General features: G+C 35.8%; 20 protein-coding genes, 1 other RNA gene and 1 riboswitch. Of the genes, 13 read left to right on the top strand and 8 right to left on the bottom strand.

Translation table 11 applies throughout. The features are described from left to right. Positions 1-349 precede the first annotated feature (349 nt). Positions 350-1,291, bottom strand: a complete 942-nt coding sequence (locus tag ACFO5Y_RS00245) for an AEC family transporter (RefSeq protein WP_231606792.1) — start codon at positions 1,289-1,291, stop codon at positions 350-352. Between the two features lie 144 nt (positions 1,292-1,435). Continuing rightward, positions 1,436-1,582, top strand: a riboswitch (adenosylcobalamin (AdoCbl) riboswitch). Positions 1,583-1,675: 93 nt separating this feature from the next. Between ACFO5Y_RS00245 and ACFO5Y_RS00250 the strand changes: the two genes are divergently transcribed. Both ACFO5Y_RS00250 and ACFO5Y_RS00255 read left to right on the top strand, forming a co-directional pair. After that, entirely contained in the window at positions 1,676-2,080 is a 405-nt protein-coding gene (locus ACFO5Y_RS00250; protein ID WP_197103166.1) for a DUF4430 domain-containing protein, read from the top strand. Continuing rightward, positions 2,077-2,613 carry an ECF transporter S component gene (locus tag ACFO5Y_RS00255; protein WP_197103164.1) on the top strand — a complete coding sequence of 179 codons (537 nt, stop codon included), beginning with the start codon at positions 2,077-2,079 and terminating at the stop codon, positions 2,611-2,613. The genes ACFO5Y_RS00250 and ACFO5Y_RS00255 overlap by 4 nt, the downstream gene beginning before the upstream one ends. 70 nt (positions 2,614-2,683) lie before the next feature. Here the strand turns inward: ACFO5Y_RS00255 and ACFO5Y_RS00260 are convergent, their stop codons facing one another. Both ACFO5Y_RS00260 and ACFO5Y_RS00265 read right to left on the bottom strand, forming a co-directional pair. Beyond that, positions 2,684-3,274 carry a cob(I)yrinic acid a,c-diamide adenosyltransferase gene (locus ACFO5Y_RS00260; protein ID WP_197103162.1) on the bottom strand — a complete coding sequence of 197 codons (591 nt, stop codon included), beginning with the start codon at positions 3,272-3,274 and terminating at the stop codon, positions 2,684-2,686. A gap of 14 nt (positions 3,275-3,288) precedes the next feature. After that, the gene (locus ACFO5Y_RS00265) at positions 3,289-5,886 is read right to left on the bottom strand and encodes a vitamin B12-dependent ribonucleotide reductase (RefSeq protein ID WP_197103160.1); all 2,598 of its coding nucleotides are present in this window, start codon (positions 5,884-5,886) and stop codon (positions 3,289-3,291) included. 365 nt (positions 5,887-6,251) lie between these two features. On the opposite strand from ACFO5Y_RS00265, the gene ACFO5Y_RS00270 reads away from it, so the two are divergent. The 4 genes from ACFO5Y_RS00270 (at position 6,252) to ffs (ending at position 8,223) form a co-directional block, all read left to right on the top strand. Then, positions 6,252-6,605 (top strand): hypothetical protein, encoded by a 354-nt coding sequence (locus ACFO5Y_RS00270; protein ID WP_197103158.1) that lies wholly within the window; start codon positions 6,252-6,254, stop codon positions 6,603-6,605. Between the two features lie 135 nt (positions 6,606-6,740). Beyond that, a complete protein-coding gene (gene tadA / locus ACFO5Y_RS00275) occupies positions 6,741-7,256 on the top strand; it encodes a tRNA adenosine(34) deaminase TadA (RefSeq protein WP_197103156.1) in 516 nt (171 codons plus the stop codon). Between the two features lie 248 nt (positions 7,257-7,504). After that, positions 7,505-8,089, top strand: coding sequence for a uracil-DNA glycosylase family protein (locus ACFO5Y_RS00280; protein WP_197103247.1), 585 nt, complete (start codon positions 7,505-7,507; stop codon positions 8,087-8,089). A gap of 41 nt (positions 8,090-8,130) precedes the next feature. Then, positions 8,131-8,223, top strand: an RNA gene (gene ffs / locus ACFO5Y_RS00285) — signal recognition particle sRNA small type. Between the two features lie 53 nt (positions 8,224-8,276). Here ffs and ACFO5Y_RS00290 read toward each other — a convergent pair. From ACFO5Y_RS00290 to ACFO5Y_RS00305, 4 genes are all read right to left on the bottom strand, one after another. Beyond that, on the bottom strand, positions 8,277-9,398 hold the full coding sequence (locus ACFO5Y_RS00290; protein WP_197103154.1) for a tyrosine-type recombinase/integrase: 1,122 nt from the start codon (positions 9,396-9,398) through the stop codon (positions 8,277-8,279). Between the two features lie 121 nt (positions 9,399-9,519). Further along, on the bottom strand, positions 9,520-10,527 hold the full coding sequence (locus ACFO5Y_RS00295) for a virulence RhuM family protein (protein WP_197103152.1): 1,008 nt from the start codon (positions 10,525-10,527) through the stop codon (positions 9,520-9,522). Positions 10,528-10,588: 61 nt separating this feature from the next. Beyond that, positions 10,589-11,251: a hypothetical protein gene (locus ACFO5Y_RS00300; RefSeq protein WP_197103150.1), complete on the bottom strand. Its 663-nt coding sequence runs from the start codon at positions 11,249-11,251 to the stop codon at positions 10,589-10,591. Between the two features lie 10 nt (positions 11,252-11,261). After that, the gene (locus tag ACFO5Y_RS00305) at positions 11,262-12,005 is read right to left on the bottom strand and encodes a LexA family transcriptional regulator (protein WP_231606791.1); all 744 of its coding nucleotides are present in this window, start codon (positions 12,003-12,005) and stop codon (positions 11,262-11,264) included. Positions 12,006-12,174: 169 nt separating this feature from the next. Here ACFO5Y_RS00305 and ACFO5Y_RS00310 point away from each other — a divergent pair, with 169 nt between their 5' ends. Genes ACFO5Y_RS00310 through ACFO5Y_RS00320 form a run of 3 tightly spaced genes read left to right on the top strand, consistent with a single transcriptional unit; the run spans position 12,175 to position 12,757 of the window. Beyond that, a complete protein-coding gene (locus ACFO5Y_RS00310) occupies positions 12,175-12,384 on the top strand; it encodes a helix-turn-helix domain-containing protein (RefSeq protein WP_197103148.1) in 210 nt (69 codons plus the stop codon). A gap of 32 nt (positions 12,385-12,416) precedes the next feature. Then, positions 12,417-12,560 carry a hypothetical protein gene (locus ACFO5Y_RS00315; protein WP_197103146.1) on the top strand — a complete coding sequence of 48 codons (144 nt, stop codon included), beginning with the start codon at positions 12,417-12,419 and terminating at the stop codon, positions 12,558-12,560. A 53-nt stretch (positions 12,561-12,613) separates the two neighbouring features. Continuing rightward, positions 12,614-12,757, top strand: a complete 144-nt coding sequence (locus tag ACFO5Y_RS00320) for a hypothetical protein (protein ID WP_197103144.1) — start codon at positions 12,614-12,616, stop codon at positions 12,755-12,757. On the opposite strand, the gene ACFO5Y_RS00325 is transcribed toward ACFO5Y_RS00320, so the two are convergent. Beyond that, complete coding sequence (locus tag ACFO5Y_RS00325; protein ID WP_197103142.1) at positions 12,743-13,000, bottom strand: hypothetical protein; 258 nt, start codon at positions 12,998-13,000, stop codon at positions 12,743-12,745. The genes ACFO5Y_RS00320 and ACFO5Y_RS00325 overlap by 15 nt on opposite strands. A 52-nt stretch (positions 13,001-13,052) precedes the next feature. Between ACFO5Y_RS00325 and ACFO5Y_RS00330 the strand changes: the two genes are divergently transcribed. The 4 genes from ACFO5Y_RS00330 (at position 13,053) to ACFO5Y_RS00345 (ending at position 14,744) form a co-directional block, all read left to right on the top strand. Next, on the top strand, positions 13,053-13,292 hold the full coding sequence (locus ACFO5Y_RS00330) for a hypothetical protein (RefSeq protein WP_231606790.1): 240 nt from the start codon (positions 13,053-13,055) through the stop codon (positions 13,290-13,292). 15 nt (positions 13,293-13,307) lie between these two features. Then, complete coding sequence (locus ACFO5Y_RS00335) at positions 13,308-13,460, top strand: hypothetical protein (RefSeq protein WP_197103140.1); 153 nt, start codon at positions 13,308-13,310, stop codon at positions 13,458-13,460. Positions 13,461-13,475: 15 nt separating this feature from the next. Further along, complete coding sequence (locus tag ACFO5Y_RS00340; RefSeq protein ID WP_197103139.1) at positions 13,476-13,775, top strand: hypothetical protein; 300 nt, start codon at positions 13,476-13,478, stop codon at positions 13,773-13,775. A gap of 108 nt (positions 13,776-13,883) precedes the next feature. Next, positions 13,884-14,744, top strand: a complete 861-nt coding sequence (locus tag ACFO5Y_RS00345; RefSeq protein ID WP_197103137.1) for a helix-turn-helix domain-containing protein — start codon at positions 13,884-13,886, stop codon at positions 14,742-14,744. Position 14,745 lies beyond the last annotated feature (1 nt).

Genomic DNA, 14,745 nt, shown 5'->3' on the forward strand with positions numbered 1-14,745 from the left:
GTCGGTGAGAGAAATCTCGCTGGCACGATTTTTTTCTGTGACAAGAGCCAAACGGCGAATCCATTTGTCTTAAGTTAGCTCAACTAAAGCCAAACCGCAAGTCCATTTGTCTTGAGTTAGCTCAACTAAAGAAGAACCGCAAGTCCATTTGTCTTGAGTTAGCTCAACTAGAGCCAAACGGCGAATCCATTTGTCTTGAGTTAGCTGAACTAAAGACGAACCGCAGGTCCATTTGTCTTGAGTTAGCTCAACTAAAGACGAACCGCAAGTCCATTTGTCTTAAGATCCAAAAAGCATAAAAAACACCAAACTTCAGAAAAGTCTGGTGTTTCCTTGATAGCCCATCGTATTAGAAATAAGCTAAACTCTTTAAAATCATAATAAACACAACTAGCGAGAACATTGAAGCGACCGTTGTGAAGACAACAATTTGGTTTGCTAAATCGCCATCACCGCCGGCGACAACTGCTTGAGCATAACTAGATACAGCCGTTGGTCCAGCCGTCGCGATTAAGACTGATATTAAGTCAGCTCCACGAAAGTCTAATAAACCACCTGCAATAAATAAAGCAATCGTAGGAATAATTACTAATCGTGCAAGAACAGTTCCGTAAAGAGACCAGTCAGCATCCTTTAATTTACCAAAGTTAAACGTTCCACCCATAACAATGAGTGCAAGCGGCGTCGTCATACGTGTTAAATTTCCCATCGTCGTTTCAATCACATTAGGGAACTTGAATCCTAATACCGCAACAATTACCCCTGCGCAAGTAAAGATAACCATTGGGTTAGTCAATACTTGTTTAATTGTTCGTTTCAATGAGAATTTCTCATCAGTATAAATTGAAAAAGCAATTACAGAGAAGATATTATTTAAAGGTACAATGGTTGCTAGAACAATCGTTACCATCCCTAAATTTTCTTGACCGAGTAAAGCTATTCCCATTGGTAAACCGAATAAAATCGCGTTTGAACGAATCGAACCTTGAAGAATGACCCCTCGTTTTGCATTTGATTTTTCGAAAATAGGTACAATAAAAGCCAAAATAATAAATGCAACAATAGCAAAAATAATGTTAAAAGATAAAGTTAACCCATTAAAATCCGTCGCAATATTCGTATTATAAACATTTGAGAATAAATTCAATGGCAGTAAAATAGAAAAAATCGCTTTATTAAACTGAGCATAAGCGTCTTGTTTAATGAAACCTGCGCGTGTAAAAAACTGACCTAAAGCCATGTAAAGCATCATTGGCATGACTGCATTGAATCCGATCATAAAATTGTCCAATCAATTAACTCCTTCGTCTAAAAATTTGCAATCAAAAAATGCGAATATAAAGATTATAATACTCAATTCATCATTTGACCAATTATTTTTACTGACAATTAACTTGCATTGTCCTTCATTAATAATTATTATAAAGAGAGATAGATACAAATTTAAAGTAGTTTGAATATGGAAGTTCGGTTAAATTCCGAGACGGTCCCGCCACTGTAATCATGCGAAAAGCATGGAGTCAGATCTTTATTCAAGCATACTTATCCGACATACTATTTCGAGGCAAAATAGTGAGTGATATCCGATCCATTCGAATAAACCCATGCTTTTCTCTCCAAATAGTTTGAAGTGAATACTGTCATCTGTCACAAAATCATATGGGAGGCATTTAGAATGAAAAAATGGTTACTATTATTAGCGTCAACTTTAGTATTAGTTGGTTGTGGTGAAACGACACAGACAGAAGAAGTTACTTCAACACCGGTTGAATCAAGTGAACAAGCGGTATTAGCTGAAGTGACTGTATCAGTAACAGTTGATGGAGAAGAAATTGACGAAGGCGAACAAGTTCTAGAAGTTGAAGAAGGTGCGATTCTATTAGATGTGATGAAAGAGCATTATGAACTTGAAGAAGCTGACGGCTTTATCTCTGCAATTAACGGACATGAACAAGATGAAGAGGCAGGGAAATACTGGTTGTTTGACTTAAACGGAGAGATGGCTGAAGTTGGAGCGGCTGAATTAGAGTTATCAGACGGTGACTTAGTCGAGTGGAAACTTGAAGCCTTCGAAGGATGAGTAAGTATTTCACAGTTAAGCGTCTAGCAGTACTGGCCTTACTGACCGCTCTGTGTCATATTGGGCGAATTGCCTTTCAATTTATACCAAATGTACAACCTGTCACAGTGATTTTAATAATTATTACTTTAACGATGGGAACTTTGGATGGACTCCTAGTAGCCATCACTTCGATGGTCATTTCGAATATGCTACTTGGAATGGGTCCTTGGACACTTTATCAAATTATGGCCTATGGCATCATTGTATTACTTACAAGTGCTCTAAAGGCTTTATACAATCGATTAAAGGACCATCAGAGTGCGCGAAGAGTAATCTTTGCGCTGTTCGCTGGAGCGACTGGATTAATTTACGGGTTTGTTATTTCACTATTTTCATCACAAATGTTTGGTGTCGTTAATTTCTGGGTTTATTATGCCCAAGGGATTTCATTTGATTTAATGCATGCGGCTGGGAATGTGGCCTTCTTTTTAGTGCTGGAGCCGACGCTGGTGCCAATTATTCAAAAACGATTTATGACTTCAAAAGGATAACGAATAGGAAACGTTGAAACTGTAACACATAAAAGAGCCATCAGAAATTTTTCTGATGGCTCTTTTGAAATTATTTTGGTATATCTTTTTTTGTCAATTCAGTATGGAAGACACGTCCGCTTCGTTCATACAAGACGTCTTCGACACCAGCTTGGGTATTGGCCACACGTGCTAGGGCAAAGAAGTAATCAGATAGACGGTTAATAAACTTTAATACGTGCTGATTAATCGTCTGTTCTTGTTGCAAGCTAACAATCCGACGCTCGGCGCGTCTTGTAACGGTGCGTGCAAAGTGAAGTTGAGCAGCGAGTTGTGTTCCACCTGGTAAAATAAATGATTCAACTGTTGGAGGGATCGGTGCATACTCGTCGATGCGGCTTTCTAACCAAGTTACCAGGTCTGCATTCGTACGATATGGATACTTATCATGTTTTTCGGGTGTTGCTAAGTCATTACCGCAGTCGAATAAATAGTGTTGAATGCGCATGAGCTCTTCTTTCATATCACTAGGCGTTTCTTCTAAAGCAACAATCATCCCGATAATACTGTTTAATTCATCCACCGTTCCGTAAGCCTCGACTTGTTGGCTATCTTTATGAACAGACTTTCCACCGATGATGCGAGTGGTACCGTGATCACCTGTCCGTGTGTAAATTTGCATGAGTATACTCCTTATTATAAACCGCAGCGTAATTGTGCGTTACAGTTAGTACATGTATTACATCCACCAATATCTTGAACAATTCCACTACGACAAATTGGGCAAGTATCTCCGATATCTGAACCAAAAACAACGTCATCTGTATGTCCCAGTGTTTTAACGTGCTCTGACTCAGCTAGGTCAACTAATTGTCTTAATTCGTTACTGTCATCAACGATACGCGCCTCTTCCATTGGGAATAATTCGATATTTTCTGCTTCATTCTCTTCAGCCGCAAGTGTTAATACTTGTGAGTCACGAGACCCATCCACATAGACCGTTCCACCTTTAGCGCCACCTTTGTATAAGCGTTCGTAAATACTTTGAACTTGGCTGACTTGGTAACCTTTAGGTGCGTTTACAGTCTTAGAAATTGAACTATCAACCCATCTTTGGATCGTTGTTTGAACATCAACGTGTGCTTCTGGCGCAAGTGACATAGCTTCAACGAAGAACTCTGGTAAATTTTCAGCGTCTGCTTCTGGGTGTGCATCAAGATATTCTTGAACAATTTCAGCATTCACTTCGATAAATTTACCTAGTCGGCCACTACGGAAGTATTTGAAAGCAAAGTAAGGTTCTAATCCAGTTGCTACACCAACCATTGTTCCTGTACTTCCAGTTGGAGCGACAGTTAGTAAGTGTGAGTTACGAATACCGTGTTCTAAGACACCTTCACGGATATGATCCGGCATTTTTTGCATGTAGCCTGTTTGAACGAATTTTTGACGAAGAACTTGAGTTTCTTCATCATTTTCGCCGATTAAGAATGGGAAACTGCCTTTTTCTTTTGCTAAAGCAATCGATTCTTCGTAAGCAGATACTGCGATTGTTTTGAATACCTCATCAACAATTTTGTTTCCTTCTGCTGATCCATAAACGTGTTCAGTATAGATGAGTAAGTCAGCTAAGCCCATAACACCTAGACCGATACGACGTTCGCCCAGGGCTTGTTTTTTATTTTCTTCTAGGAAATACGGTGTCGCGTCAATCACGTTATCTTGCATACGTACACCAGTCTTCACTGTTTCAATTAATCGGTCATAATCCACAGTATGTGTGTCTTTATTTACCATATTCGCTAAGTTAACGGCAGCTAAGTTACATACAGAGTATGGTGCTAAAGGTTGTTCACCACATGGGTTTGTCGCAACAACTTTTTGACCGTATGCTTTCGCATTTGTATCTTTATTCGCATTATCAATAAAGAAAATTCCAGGCTCAGCTGAGTAAGTTGCACAAATATTAATTAATTTCCAAAGTTCTTTCGCTTTAATCGTACGGTAATCTCTAATGCCGTATCCTTGGTCAGCCCATTCACGTACATCACCGTGGTCTGGCCATTCTGCATTATAAGCAGCCATTTCAGCAGGTGTATAGTTCTCAACATCTGGGAATTTTAATGTCCAGTCGCCGTCCTGTTCAATGGCTTCCATAAAGTCATCTGTTAAAGTCACGGAGATATTTGCACCTGTTAAGAAATCAGGATTATTAACACTGTAAGTACCGCCATCACGCAGTTTAGCTTCAGCGTCTTTGATATTTTGTTCTGAGAAGCCACCTAAACCAGGCATTGATTTGTAACGAACGATATTTTCATACATTGATAATTCTGCTTGATTTAAAGGTGTGAATTTTAATTTCTCTTTGGCTAGAGTTTTGATTTGTTCATCATCTGTTTGTTCAATTAAGTATTGTAGAACGCGCGGGTTTTGCATTTTTGAGATAATAAATTCAATAATATCTGGATGCCAATCAGCTAACATAATCATCTGTGCACCACGACGGCTACCACCTTGTTCCACAAGATGTGTTAGTTGAGCGATGTCATCCAACCAAGAAACTGAACCAGATGACTTCCCGTTCACCCCACGAGCGAGCGTATTTCTTGGACGTAGTGTTGAACCATTCGTACCCACGCCGCCTCCGCGACTCATAATTTCCATGACTTCTTTACGGTGATCTGAAATACCTTCACGTGAATCTGGAATGAAAGGCATCACATAACAGTTAAAGTAAGTTACATCAGTATTTGTTCCTGCTCCGTAAAGCACACGACCCGCGGGAACAAAATTCATTTCTTTCAATTGTGTATAGTATTGACCATTTAATTCTTCGCGTTTAACCGCATCTGTTTCAACATCCGAAAGACCTTTGGCAGTACGCTTTGCGATCTGTTCAAAATAAATTTCTAACGGTTTATCAATCGTTTCGATCTTGCGAGTGACAAGTCCGGTCTTTTGTTCAGTTTTATCTTCTAACGAACCACGGTATTCTTCTTCAATCCAAATAAGGACTTCGTTGTTAGCCGTATCAATGGATTGCACAATCCCAATCCCTCTCGCAGGGTATTTAGGATCTGCTTTAACCGTTAGGATAACAAGGTCTCCAACCGCTAACGTTGATTTAGCTGCATCTTTGAATGAGTAGCGATCTAACATAACCATTCTTGAAACCCCACTGTGCGTAATATTCATATCGCTTGTCATAGGGAAGATTTGCGGAAATGCTTCGATAGCTTCATTTAATTGTTCTTTGTTCCATGTCACATGTTGATCTGTTGTTTGAGTCATATTTATATTACCCCTTTGTGAAAATGTTCCGTTAGCACTATATATTGTGCTGCTACTGTATTCTAACCCAACATGTCGTATTATGCTAGGATAAAATTATTGTCATAGTTTTTTGTTCGCCTTTTGTTCGCACAAATCTTGCTAGATGAGGCTAAGCGATATTAAATAAATTTTCAACTATCAATTTTAAAAATAAATTTAATACAATAATGCGTTCTAATAGTATCTTACCGCAATATACTATAAAATATTGCTTCCAGCCACGGCGTATTAATAGGTTGTGATAGCGTTTTATGCTATAATATACTTATCAATTGAATATGAAGATGTTATAAATTTATATAGCATAAAAGGAGGAAATTTAAATGAGTAAAAAAGGAAATAATGTGTCACTTGGCTTAGTATTACTAGGTTCAGCTGCGGCAGTTGCTGGAATTGCAGCAATGATGTACTATAACGATGACGTTCGTCATAGAGTTGAAGGTGTTGTGAACCGTGAACGCGCTAAATTATTTGTAAAACATAAATTAAATGGTTCAGATAGTTTAGTAAATGCTGTTGATAACTTAAGTGATTCTGAAGTAAACACAATCGTTAAGTTAGCAAGTGGTGCTGGAAACGTGAAAGACCAAGCATCTGATGCGTTCTCTTCAATTATGGATCGTGCAAAAGACATGTCTTCTGACGTGACTGACCGCGTTCAAGAGTATTTTGAATAATCTCTAAAAGAGTTAATAAATCCGAGTGAATCATGTACACTGAAGAGTGAAGTGGTTTGCTCGGTTTTTTTGTGTATGAAAATACTTAAAGCTGTGCATAACGAATGAAGAGAAGTAAACAATCCGAGGTGAAATATGTTAGAAGCAATTGAATTAGAAGAAGCCGTGCGTTTAGAGCACGAAAAGTGGATGGAAGAAGCGATAAAAGAAGCGTTAGTAGCAAAGGAGAAGGCAGAAGTCCCGATTGGCGCGATTATCGTTAAAGATGGCGAAATTATCGCCAGAGGACATAATGTGCGAGAGTTGGAGTTAGATGCTACAGGGCATGCAGAAATTAAGGCAATTCAAGCCGCCAATAAAGCACTTGATGCCTGGCGATTAGAAGGGACAACAATGTATATCACATTAGAGCCCTGCCCCATGTGCGCGGGTGCCCTTATTAATTCACGTGTGGAAAATGTGGTATACGGAGCAGCAGATCTAAAAGCAGGTTGCGGGGGAACCCTAATGAATCTACTGGAAGACGAACGGTTTAATCATCAACCTCAAGTGATCAAAGGGGTCCTAGCTGATGAATGTGGACAACTTTTAACCAATTTCTTTAGAGAATTACGTGAAAAGAAGAAAAAAAGAAAGTTATCCACAGATTAATGTGTATAACCCACAGAAAAACGGGAACATCTGTTCATAAGTTATAACTATGCACAGAAAAATGACTTATCAACAGACTTATGCACAGACCTAGCTGTTGATAACTACTTAATTGTTGATAAATTGAAGCATTTATCACATATTTTAAGAAATATTAACCTATATTGATAGGAATATAGGCTTAATTTTTAACATAAAATAAATTGTGGACAACTTGTTAATTAAATGGAAGGATGACAAACTGTATGATGGATAAGATCTATCAAGAAATCATGGAAGATGAATTAAATCGGGCCTATACCGAACGCGGCGTCCCCCCTTTATTCAAAGCGCCAAAAGAAGCAACAATTGCGATCATTGGACAAGCGCCAGGACGCAAAGCGGAAGAAACACAATTATTCTGGAATGATCCGAGTGGGGACCGTTTGCGTGATTGGATGGGACTGACTCGTGAACAGTTCTATGAATCAAATAAAATTGCTCAGCTACCTATGGACTTTTATTATCCAGGTAAGGCTAAGACTGGGGATGCTCCGCCTAGAAAAGAGTTCGCACCGAAATGGCATCCACGTATCATCGATGAGTTGCCGAATTTGAAGACGATTCTACTAATTGGAAACTACTCACAAAAGCATTATCTTAAAAAAACACGTCAACGAAATTTAACAGAGACTGTTCGCCATTATGAAGATTACTTGCCAGAGTTCTTCCCACTAGTACATCCATCGCCTTTGAATCAGCGCTGGTTAAAGATTAATCCGTGGTTTGAAGAAGAGGTTATTCCAGTCCTTCGTAAATTAGTGCAGGAAGAAATATTAGAAATCGATAATTAATGCTAAAAAGATTTTGCATTCGAGTGTCTTCTATGCTATTATAAGTGTTGGCAATAGTGGAACCATGAATGAGTCAGGACCGGAAGGTAGCAGCTATAAGTGGTGAAGCTATGTGCCTTTTTTTGTGCCTTGATATAGCAAGGATTTACCTCATATTTAACCAAAAGGTAGCATAAAGGTAGCAAAATTATATAATAACGTCATTAATTGCACTCTTTAGGTCTTCCTTCATCTTACCGCTGAAGTGGTTATATACTCTCTCAATTAATTGTGTATCTTTATGTCCGACATGCTCAGCAATAAGTGTTGCGGGAACATAATTTTCGACCATACGCGTTATAAAGGTGTGTCTGAATATCTGGGTAGTCAGTACTTTTTCTTTCGATTCATATTCATGTAATTTGTTCTGCGATGTTGTTATATCGATAGGAGTACCATCATCCCTGAAGAATAGTAAGGTAGTTTTTCGTAAACCATATGCCATTAAAAGAATTTTTCTTCTGCGCATTATTTTTTGGATTAACTCAATGGTATCGTCATTGATATTATTTAAGCGAGTTTCATTTCCCTTTGGTAATGTGAAGATCTTATTTACTTTGTCATATGTATATCGAACAAAAATAGTTTTGTTAATCAAATCAATGTCTTGTATATGTAATGCAGCAACTTCATTAAATCTCATACCTGTTTTCATTTGTAATCTGAAAAAGTCAGATAATTCTTCATCATCTGATACAATCATCCGATTCAATAAATCCTCAGCTTCATCAACTTCTAAGTATTTCAATTCTTTCTTTTCTTCCTTGTTGGGTAGATTAATCTTATCCACGCGTAATTTACTTATTATGTTATTATCATCCATTAAATCAAAATCTATCCCATAATTTATAACAGCGCAAATGAGTTTATATCGCTCAGATACTGTTTTATAAGATAACCCATCTTTAAACATTTTTACAAAAATAATATTAATTTTACCTGGTGTCAATTCATCTAAATGCAAATCTCCAATATGTTCATGGACTTTTCTTAAGTTTGCAACGTAATTAACTAAAGTTGATTTCTTGATGGATAGTCCTTTGTACTCAAGGAACTGATCAGCTAATTCTTTAAAAGTAATATTGTCATTGTTTTCTTCTACCTCTTCAGTTTTCTTTCTAATCTTTTCAGCAATTATTTTGCGTGCTTTTTTCTCAGCTTGTGAAGAATCTGTATTCATTGTTGTAGAAGCATATTTTCGGTTACCACTGCGGTCTGTGTAATCTTCCACAAATTTAAACTTACCACTTTTTGTTGGAACAACCCACATAATTAAAACCTCCTATTATTTTTATGCTATAATAGGGCATGTAAAAGAGCCCTATCTTAGGTTCTTTTCTAGTAACATCTCACTCTAGTGGTCGGCAAACTTACAAGAGTGGGGTGTTATTTTATTTATGTTCATCAATTATTTTGTCGATAATCTCATCAAAGTCAGAATGGATATTTTGAGTTTTATTAAATTCAATGTATTCTAATCCTGCTTTTTCTTTTGCACTTTTCATTCTTACGGACCCATGTCCTTCTAAAATCTTATATTCATTAAATTCAAGAAAGCGATTGATACTTTCACTAAAATCTTGCATTGTAAAAGTATTTCTTCTTTCAATCAATCCTTCGATATAATCAAAATATGAAGATACTGTCCTTTCTAATTGCTTTATTTCTTTCTCTGAAAGATAATTTTTTGCAACTTGTGTATCTGATTTCAATATCCTACCGTCTGGTGAATTTTTCCAAGTGGTCAAGCCCATATTATCTTTAGTTTGATCGGCTGAATTATAAATGATTTCAGCAGCTGTTTGCCCAACAATAGCAAAATGAAATTTATTTTGCATATTAGCGTAAAATAATCTTGTTATATCACTGTTTTTATCGTAATCAGTACTTACTTCAGCGAATATATCAGTTAGCTTTAACCATATTCTTCGCTCACTTGCACGTATGGAACGAACTCTCTCAAGAAGTTCTTGGAAGTAGTCTTTGTCTAACAGGTTTGATCCTTGCTTCAACCTATCGTCATCAAGAGCGAATCCTTTTATCATATATTCTTTTAAAACAGAAGTTGCCCATTGTCTGAAGTGAGTTGCTCGTACAGAATTCACTCGATAGCCAACTGATATAATTGCATCGAGATTATAATAAGTCAAATCCCTAGAAACCTCTCTATTACCTTCTTTTCGAACTGTTGCAATTTTTGCAACAGTTGCATTTTGCTCTAACTCATTTTCGTTAAATATATTAGATAAATGTTTAGAAATTACAGAATCATCAACTTCAAATAATTTAGACATTTGTTTTTGTGTCATCCATATAGTTTCATCCATAATAATGACGTCTACAACAACAGAATTATCATCAGTTTCATACATTATAAATTTTTGTTCTTCTAGTTCCATTTAGTATTCCTTTCATTGGGATTTAAAGCATTTGAATGAATCCATTTTGTATCATCTTGATTTATTCAACAATGGAAGAATTGTAAAGTTTCCAATTGTGATCCAGTGATGGATCTCCTCTGGACTCTAAGTCACCTTTTATAGTGATAACTCTTCCCAAATGGTAAAAATCTTCATCTATGTCATGTCCAAAATCAGCTATAAATACCTCGTACTTTTCACCATCTTCTAAATCAGACCACCCAACACCATCAATGTAAGGTCCATCAGCCCTTAAAATTAAAGAATCACCTAAGGTTCCAATTAATCTACCACTCCACGATACTTCTGTTCCGTAAATACTATTTTCCCACAACTCGGTTCTAAGTGACGGATCCATTTTTTTATAATTATTGATAAAAAGCTCAAAATCAGAAATGGATGATAATACATCATCTTCCGTAGCAGTATACTCAGTTTCAGTATTATTAACTTCTGTTTCTTGTTCATTCTGATTATCGTTACTTTCTGTTACCTCAGAGGTTTCATTAGACTCACTTGAAGTTGTATTATTTTCAGCAACAGAAGTTTCATTTGGAATTTTTGGAATTATTGAAGCAAATATACCAAAACATACAATAGCAGCTAGAAACGTATACAAAGATTTTTTCCATTTTTTTCTAAATAAAAAATAAATTGCAAACCCCAAAATAACTAACGTGATTAAAAATAATATAATGTCCATACTTTTCTCCTTATAATAAAACTTTGCCTAATACGGTAACTTGTGAAGGGTCAAAGTGCATATCTTCATATTTCTTATTTTCTGATTTAAGAGTAATTGTTTTTGTATCATGATCTACATAAAACTTTTTGCAAGTTACTCCCTCATTTTCAATTCTAACAATTGCAACCTCACCGTTTTCAACAGTTGGTTGATGACGTATATATACTTCATCACCCTTAAGAATAAGTGGTTCCATAGAATCGCCGGCGATTTCAACGCGTTCATCTGCACCATGTGGAACCATAGACTCAGATTTTACCTCCGCATCATAATCATCAACTTCAATAGCATAACCCGCAGCTGATTTACGGCCATTAATAATGGATTTATGTACTTCTTCAACTCTATCAGGAAAGTTGATAACGTTATTTTGTTCTTTCAATTGATCGTTAGTAAAGTCATAAACTTTAACTTGTCTATTATTATCAAGAGAAATAAGTGTTCCCATTGTATTGGCAATTACAGAGTTAATTTTAAAATCATTAGTAAGTTGCTCTGGTGAAATATCAAGGCCTTTGCAAATTTTTAGAACATTATCAACGCCAGCTCTTCCAATACCATTTTCTAAAATGGTTCTTATTGTTGTGTAAGGAACACCAACAAATTCAGAAAATGCTTTTACATTCCCAAACTTTGACTCTATCATCATTTTTAAAAATTCTTCTCTATTAATATTTATCACCTCATTCATTTGATGAATTAATAATATCATACGGAATACCGTATGTAAACGCAAATAAGAATATTCTCGAAAAAAAGTACGGAGTTTCGTATTGACTTGTTACGGAACTCCGTATATACTTTAAGCAAGAGTTCAAGAGGTATATTTTTTTAGTTTAATATTACGGAACTCCGTAACTTTAAAAGATTGGAGGATTCAGATGTTAATTAACCTAGAGAACGCAAGAAAAGAAAAAGGAATTACCTTAACGCAGATTGCTTCTGTTTTAGGATTGAAGAAATACCAAACAATATCTGAAAAAATAAAAGGTATGTCAACGTTTTCTTTTGATGAAGCTTTAAAAATTCAGCAATCACTTTTTCCTGAGTATGATCTAATTTATCTTTTCGAAAGACAAGACGAACATTAATTATTTAAAAATAGATTTCGGAGGTACGAGAAATGAATGAAAATAAGAAACAACCTTCTGGTTATATCACCGAGCAATTACAGTTGCTCAGTGAAAAATCAAAAGGCGATGATATAACAATTTCAGAATCAATATTAATTGCTGAGACAATTAAAAAATTGATTAAATTATTTTAAAAATAGAGGGACACTTTACCCAAAAAATACGTTTATAAGAATGGAGAGTAAAAATGAGTAAATTAATAAAAACACTCGCTTTAGTTGCTATTGGGGTAGCAATAAGGCGAGTATTCAAACCAAAATTAATCATTGGAGATCACGTAGTAACAACTTCATCAGATAGAACAATATTTAAATATTTAAGAAATAACTAACTCTGGCCTGTCAGAAGGAAAGTCTTCATCTAATGATAAAGGGCTATTAGAGAAGACCTTTGTTTTCTTTACATTAGGGAATGATTCGTATTGTATCACTACACCATCTGACCAAATGGCCAATAACTTTGTGTCATCGTAAACGATAATATGCTCAGCATTATTAAAATTAAGTGGTCGTATGCCAAATTCCATATTAGGTGTATTAATCTCAATAGAATATTCGAGGATATGTTTATTCATAATATTTCACCTCCCTTCAAGGAAGATTATACCAAAGAAAGGATAAGTAAAAATGCAAACAAAGATACCTGAAAAAGTAATTTATGTTCGTCCTGAGTGGATTAAAGTTCAGGATTTGCCCAAAGTATTTGTGGGCGTTGGTAAACAAACTTGTGAACGTTTCGCAAGGTTGATGTATGACAATGATGACTTCAGCGATGGAGTCATGAAGCCAACAACGAAGCTAACATTAGTAGAATATGACCGATTTGTTGAGTTTTTGAAGTATATGGATGATACAAAATTTAAGTGAAAGTGAGATGTGAGAATGGAAATCGAAGACATGAAATACACCATAGAAAATGAAGTACAAAGACATGTTAAAGCGGAGCTAGAATCAAAGCGATTATCTAGAAGTCTTGTTCATTTTTTTGTTTTAGTAATAGGAATGATGGCCGGATATATTATTGCTCATATTTAAGACAAGGAGAAAGAGATGAATATAATTCTAGAAACAATTGTAAAGAAAGAAGAAGGATGGGAAGTAAATGAAAGCTATGCATGTAAGTATGGAGAAACATACACGGCATGCATTCAAATGATGATGGGATACTTTAGGACTGGAATCTATCACAGAGGTTATGCGATATGGGAACAGGATCATATGGGCAAAGACATACTGGAATTAAGAGAAGTAGTTAAAGAGCTAAACATCGAAGTAGTCATGGCTAATGATGACCCTAGACGTTATATAAATGGAGTGATTGATGATGTTGAGGAAAGTAGAGCATTATGATGCGATTGGACAAAAAAACGCTAGAGCGGCAACTCGTAGCGGGCTTACAAAATATATCTAAGTTAATTATACCACGATATTTGTTCGTGTGAAAGGAAGGGGTTTTAAATGAATTTACAACCAAGTTACTATGCGGTGATTCCTGCAACAGTTAGATACAGCAAAAATTTAAAGGCAAATGAAAAATTACTTTATGGAGAGATTACAGCTTTGGCTTCTGCTAAAGGTTACTGTTTTGCAAGTAATTCATATTTTGCTGAACTATATGGAGTATCAAAGGTCTCTGTTTCAAATTGGGTGAGCAATTTAGAGAAACAAGGGTTTATAAAAACTCAACTAAAATATGCGAAAAACTCAAAACAAATTGAAGCAAGATTTATATATATAAATGACGTACCTATTAAAGAAAACTTTAATACCCCTCAAAATGAAGTTAAAGAGGGTCATAAAGAAAACTTTAACAGCCCTATTAAAGAAAACTTTAAAGATAATATTACAAGTATTAATAATACAAGTATAACAAATAGTACTACTAGCGTTAAAAATGATGATGAGCCATCCGTTGATGAAAAAACAAAAAAAGTTTTATTATTTTTTGAAAATAATTTTGGAGTTATCCGTCCGTCTGTTTTAGACGATTTAACTGATTACGTAGATATTTTTAAAAGTGATGAGCTAGTTATCTATGCAATGCAAAAAGCCGTAGATAATAATGCAACGTTTGGTTATGCAAAATCAATTATGCAGAGATGGCTTACTTCTAAGCTTATGACACTTAAAGACGTTAAAGCGGACGAGCTAGCATTTAATAACCGTAAAAACAAAGGTAGACGCAATTCAAGCCATACAGAGATTATTCCAAGCTGGATGACTGATAAGGAAAAACAAGAAGTAATTGAAGAACCAGAAGTATCAAGTGAAAGCGAAGAGGCCTTAAGAGAGCGACTCAGTGCTTTGATAGGAGAGTGAT

The organism is Ruoffia tabacinasalis (assembly GCF_042652985.1).
GTDB lineage: Bacteria > Bacillota > Bacilli > Lactobacillales > Aerococcaceae > Ruoffia > Ruoffia tabacinasalis.

What these genes read in the sequence shown, in the direction of transcription:
- ACFO5Y_RS00250 (WP_197103166.1), top strand. Translation starts at nt 1,676, where the DNA reads ATGAAAAAATGGTTACTATTATTAGCGTCAACTTTAGTATTAGTTGGT.
- ACFO5Y_RS00255 (WP_197103164.1), top strand. Translation starts at nt 2,077, where the DNA reads ATGAGTAAGTATTTCACAGTTAAGCGTCTAGCAGTACTGGCCTTACTG.
- ACFO5Y_RS00260 (WP_197103162.1), bottom strand. Translation starts at nt 3,274, where the DNA reads ATGCAAATTTACACACGGACAGGTGATCACGGTACCACTCGCATCATC.
- ACFO5Y_RS00265 (WP_197103160.1), bottom strand. Translation starts at nt 5,886, where the DNA reads ATGACTCAAACAACAGATCAACATGTGACATGGAACAAAGAACAATTA.
- ACFO5Y_RS00270 (WP_197103158.1), top strand. Translation starts at nt 6,252, where the DNA reads ATGAGTAAAAAAGGAAATAATGTGTCACTTGGCTTAGTATTACTAGGT.
- tadA (WP_197103156.1), top strand. Translation starts at nt 6,741, where the DNA reads ATGTTAGAAGCAATTGAATTAGAAGAAGCCGTGCGTTTAGAGCACGAA.
- ACFO5Y_RS00280 (WP_197103247.1), top strand. Translation starts at nt 7,505, where the DNA reads ATGGATAAGATCTATCAAGAAATCATGGAAGATGAATTAAATCGGGCC.
- ACFO5Y_RS00290 (WP_197103154.1), bottom strand. Translation starts at nt 9,398, where the DNA reads ATGTGGGTTGTTCCAACAAAAAGTGGTAAGTTTAAATTTGTGGAAGAT.
- ACFO5Y_RS00295 (WP_197103152.1), bottom strand. Translation starts at nt 10,527, where the DNA reads ATGGAACTAGAAGAACAAAAATTTATAATGTATGAAACTGATGATAAT.
- ACFO5Y_RS00300 (WP_197103150.1), bottom strand. Translation starts at nt 11,251, where the DNA reads ATGGACATTATATTATTTTTAATCACGTTAGTTATTTTGGGGTTTGCA.
- ACFO5Y_RS00305 (WP_231606791.1), bottom strand. Translation starts at nt 12,005, where the DNA reads ATGATATTATTAATTCATCAAATGAATGAGGTGATAAATATTAATAGA.
- ACFO5Y_RS00310 (WP_197103148.1), top strand. Translation starts at nt 12,175, where the DNA reads ATGTTAATTAACCTAGAGAACGCAAGAAAAGAAAAAGGAATTACCTTA.
- ACFO5Y_RS00315 (WP_197103146.1), top strand. Translation starts at nt 12,417, where the DNA reads ATGAATGAAAATAAGAAACAACCTTCTGGTTATATCACCGAGCAATTA.
- ACFO5Y_RS00320 (WP_197103144.1), top strand. Translation starts at nt 12,614, where the DNA reads ATGAGTAAATTAATAAAAACACTCGCTTTAGTTGCTATTGGGGTAGCA.
- ACFO5Y_RS00325 (WP_197103142.1), bottom strand. Translation starts at nt 13,000, where the DNA reads ATGAATAAACATATCCTCGAATATTCTATTGAGATTAATACACCTAAT.
- ACFO5Y_RS00330 (WP_231606790.1), top strand. Translation starts at nt 13,053, where the DNA reads ATGCAAACAAAGATACCTGAAAAAGTAATTTATGTTCGTCCTGAGTGG.
- ACFO5Y_RS00335 (WP_197103140.1), top strand. Translation starts at nt 13,308, where the DNA reads ATGGAAATCGAAGACATGAAATACACCATAGAAAATGAAGTACAAAGA.
- ACFO5Y_RS00340 (WP_197103139.1), top strand. Translation starts at nt 13,476, where the DNA reads ATGAATATAATTCTAGAAACAATTGTAAAGAAAGAAGAAGGATGGGAA.
- ACFO5Y_RS00345 (WP_197103137.1), top strand. Translation starts at nt 13,884, where the DNA reads ATGAATTTACAACCAAGTTACTATGCGGTGATTCCTGCAACAGTTAGA.